The organism is Acinetobacter sp. UBA2063, assembly GCF_002333245.1.
Lineage (GTDB): Bacteria > Pseudomonadota > Gammaproteobacteria > Pseudomonadales > Moraxellaceae > Acinetobacter > Acinetobacter parvus.
This window is the reverse complement of the sequence record NZ_DDAH01000192.1, coordinates 1-4,001: the sequence shown is the minus strand read 5'-3', so window position 1 is coordinate 4,001 and position 4,001 is coordinate 1. Positions and strand designations below refer to the sequence as shown.

Here is a 4,001-nt window from a genome sequence, read left to right as displayed (position 1 = left end):
TGAAATTATAATTTTATTTTAAAAAATAAACACCCTGCAACTCAGGGTGTTTAGTTATCATAATTTTAGCCTTGAAAATATCTTAAATCCAGACGCGCATCATAGACATGCGTGGTTGGACCTGTCATCCAGACCACATCACCCTCACGCCAGGCAATATGTAGCTTACCGCCTGCAAGCTGAACCTCAACCTCATTGGCAAGCAAGCCACGGCGCATACCACTGACCGCAGCCGCGCAAGCCCCTGTACCACAGGCCAAGGTCTCACCCACACCACGTTCATATACACGCAAACGGATATGCTTTTCATCAATGATTTGCATAAAACCCGCATTTACACGTGCAGGAAAACGTGCGTGTGATTCTACTTGTGGGCCGATACGCTCAACATCAGCAGTTAATACATCAGGTACAATAGTCACCGCATGTGGGTTGCCCATATTCACCACATCAATATTGATGCTTTTATTATCTGCAAGTTCCAGTTGATATAAGCCCTCAGCATCTTCATGTTCCTGAGTAATAAATGGGATTTCTTCAGGAAGAAATTTTGGCGGTCCCATATTGACCCGAACCCAACCATTTGCACCTAACTCTGGCTCAACAATCCCAGCCTTGGTCTGCACACGAATTTTGGTTTTGGTGGTCAATTGACGCTCATGCACAAAACGGGCGAAGCAACGTACCCCATTACCACACTGTTCCACCTCTGAACCATCAGCATTAAAAATTCGATATTTAAAATCAACATCTGGAAAATCAGGTGGCTCAACAATCAGCAGTTGATCAAAACCCACGCCAAAATGACGATCTGCCAAACGCTGAATAGTAACCGCATCTAAATAAGCGCGCTGCGTGATCAGGTCAACAACCATAAAATCATTGCCCAGACCATGCATTTTGGTAAATTCTAAATACATCTTAATTTACTCCTTAGGCAACAAACACTCTTTTTCCCAAAGTGATTCTATGCTTTCACGCTCACGAATTACATAGGCCTGATCACCATTGACCATGACTTCGGCAGCGCGACCACGGGTATTGTAGTTTGAACTCATGACAAAACCGTAGGCACCTGCGCCCAATACAGCGAGAACATCATTTTCCTGCAATGCCAAATCACGCTCTTTACCGAGAAAATCGCCAGTTTCACAGATTGCACCAACCAGGTCCCAGGTTTTGACTTCAACATTAGGATTTGGATTCACCGACTGAATATCCATCCATGCTTCATATAAAGCGGGGCGAATTAAGTCATTCATCGCTGCATCAATGATGGCAAAGTTACGGTGATTGGTTGGTTTAAGTAAATCCACCCTGGTGAGTAATACACCTGCATTGGCAGAAATACTACGCCCTGGCTCCATATAGACTTTTAAGCCCAGTTTTTCCAAAGCTGGACGCATCGCATTGGCATATTCCTCAACGCTTGGTGGTGTTTCATCTTTATAACAAACCCCCAAACCACCACCAATATCAATATGTTTGAGGTTGATACCCAAGCCTTTCAACTGCTCAATCATTAAAATGACCCGATCCAGCGCATCAACAAATGGTTTGGTCTCAGTCAATTGCGAACCGATGTGGCAGTCAATCCCGACAATCTCCAGATTCGGCAGTGAAGCTGCATATTGATAGGTCTCATTCACTGTATCACTTGGAATACCAAACTTGTTTTCCTTTAAGCCTGTTGAAATATAAGGATGGGTTTTCGCATCCACATCTGGATTAACACGTAAGGAAATTGGGGCTTTTTTACCAAGTTTCGCCGCTACTTTCTGGATACGATCCAGCTCGGCATGCGACTCCACATTAAAACAGGCAATACCTACGGTCAAAGCTTTTTCAATATCCGCTTCGGATTTACCTAAACCAGAGAACACAATTTTTGCTGGATCTCCACCAGCCGCAAGCACACGCGCTAATTCTCCACCCGTCACAATATCAAAACCAGCACCTAATTTTGCCAGAACATTCAACACTGCAATATTTGAGTTTGACTTCACTGCAAAACAGATTTGATGATCAATAAAATCAAAGGCACGGTGCATATCCAGATAATGCTTCTCAAAAGTTGCTTTCGAATAAACATATAAAGGCGTGCCGAATTGCTGTGCGAGCTGGTCCAATGAACATTGCTCAGCGTGCAATACCCCATTAATGCGAGTGAAACTCATGAAGATGTCCTTATTTACAAACTTAAGGTGAGGTGATCTGTGATTGTGTTGCCTGACTTTCAGTATTTACATTAGATGAAGCCTTGGCCTGAGCGGCTTCATTTTTATACAGCAGGTATGTTGCGCGTTTGTCATGGTTTGGGTCCGATGGCAATTGCAACGCCCCTGACTGACCACATGCCGTGAGTAGCATACTGCTCAATAATAAACTGATGGAACAAATGACTTTAAGCATCTGAGCACCTAACTTTTACAATTCGGAGCAGTATAGCGTGATCATTAGATTGGCTAAAGCCTAAAACCATAAAAAACGCCAGCGTTTCGCTGACGTTTTTAGAAAAAGATTCTGCTATTTGCTAGTTTTTCTTTTTATAAAAGATATAACCAATTGCCAAAATAACGAACCAGATTGGGCTGACCTTTAACGATTCCAGCGTGGTTTCATCCAGCGCAAGGAAATAGATGGTTGCAAGGAAGAATAAAATCACCACCCAACAGGTAAACACGCCACCTGGGAGTTTAAAAGTTGATTGTGCATGCAGCTCAGGTCTATTTTTGCGGTAGTTGATATAACTCCACATAATGATAATCCACACACAGATAAACAGGATGGTTGATAAAGTGGTTGCTAGAGTAAATGCTGTCACTTCATCATTGGTTCCCGTCTGTACTTTATAAATGAACTGTACAAATGCACCAATAAAGATACAGATTGATGAGAAAACCAATGCTTTTGAAGGAACGGCAGATTTAGACAATTTACCAAATAATTTTGGTGCCTGTTGATCCGTTGATAAACCAAACAGCATACGGCTGGTTGAGAATACCCCACTGTTCATGGATGACATGACCGAGGACAGCACCACCAGATTCATGATAATTGCAGCAGAGGCAACACCTGCCTGTGAGAAGATATTCACGAATGGGCTGACTTTAGGGTTAATTTGATCCCACGGAGTAACACACATCACCACAAACAATGCCAATACATAGAAAATAATGATACGGATTGGAATTGAGTTAATTGCTTTAGGTAAGTTGCGCTTTGGGTCCTGTGTTTCAGCAGCAGTTGTACCAACCAGTTCCACCCCAACAAAGGCGAAGATGGCAATCTGGAATCCAGCCAGAAAACCATCCAGACCTTTCGGGAACATGCCACCATGCGTCCAGAGATTTGAGACACTTGCAACAGTACCTGATGTGCTAGTGAATCCAGTAAAAATCATCCATAGACCAACGACGATCAACACAATAATCGCGGTGATCTTGACCATTGCAAACCAGAATTCCATTTCACCAAACAGCTTCACAGTGACCAGATTCAGTCCAAGTACAAATAGAATTGCAACCGTACTGATCAGCAATCCACCCATTGGTGTAAAGGATTCCCCCCCATTGAAAAATTCCAGATAGTAGATAATGGCAGACAGATCGGCGATACCAATGGTGACCCAACACAACCAATAGGTCCAGCCCACAAAATAACCCGCCCAGGGACCAATTAAATCAGTGGATAAGTCAATAAAAGATTTATAATTCAGGTTGGATAACAACAGTTCGCCCAATGCTCGCATGACGAAAAACACCATCACACCAATTAGGCCATAAATGAACAGAATGGATGGACCAGCCAAACTAATGGTTTTGCCCGATCCCATAAACAATCCTGTTCCAATTGCTCCACCAATTGCAATCAACTGTAAGTGTCGGTTGGACAAACTACGGTGCAGCCCTCCATTTTCACTGGATGGCTCAAGAAACTCATTTGACATTGTTATATTCAACTCTCAGTTTTTATGTCACAAAATTAGCTTAAAAACTTTA

The 4,001-nt window shown here is 42.8% G+C and carries 4 protein-coding genes; all 4 read right to left on the bottom strand.

What is annotated here, in order from left to right; translation table 11 throughout:
• Positions 1 to 65: 65 nt before the first annotated feature.
• Positions 66 to 920 (bottom strand): diaminopimelate epimerase, encoded by an 855-nt coding sequence (gene dapF, locus B4H32_RS09325; RefSeq protein ID WP_004676767.1) that lies wholly within the window; start codon positions 918 to 920, stop codon positions 66 to 68.
• 6 nt (positions 921 to 926) lie between these two features.
• The gene (gene lysA, locus B4H32_RS09320) at positions 927 to 2,177 is read right to left on the bottom strand and encodes a diaminopimelate decarboxylase (protein ID WP_286802408.1); all 1,251 of its coding nucleotides are present in this window, start codon (positions 2,175 to 2,177) and stop codon (positions 927 to 929) included.
• 22 nt (positions 2,178 to 2,199) lie between these two features.
• The gene (lptM, locus tag B4H32_RS09315; RefSeq protein WP_004682713.1) at positions 2,200 to 2,412 is read right to left on the bottom strand and encodes an LPS translocon maturation chaperone LptM; all 213 of its coding nucleotides are present in this window, start codon (positions 2,410 to 2,412) and stop codon (positions 2,200 to 2,202) included.
• Between the two features lie 121 nt (positions 2,413 to 2,533).
• Entirely contained in the window at positions 2,534 to 3,949 is a 1,416-nt protein-coding gene (locus B4H32_RS09310; protein WP_004682714.1) for an amino acid permease, read from the bottom strand.
• Positions 3,950 to 4,001 lie beyond the last annotated feature (52 nt).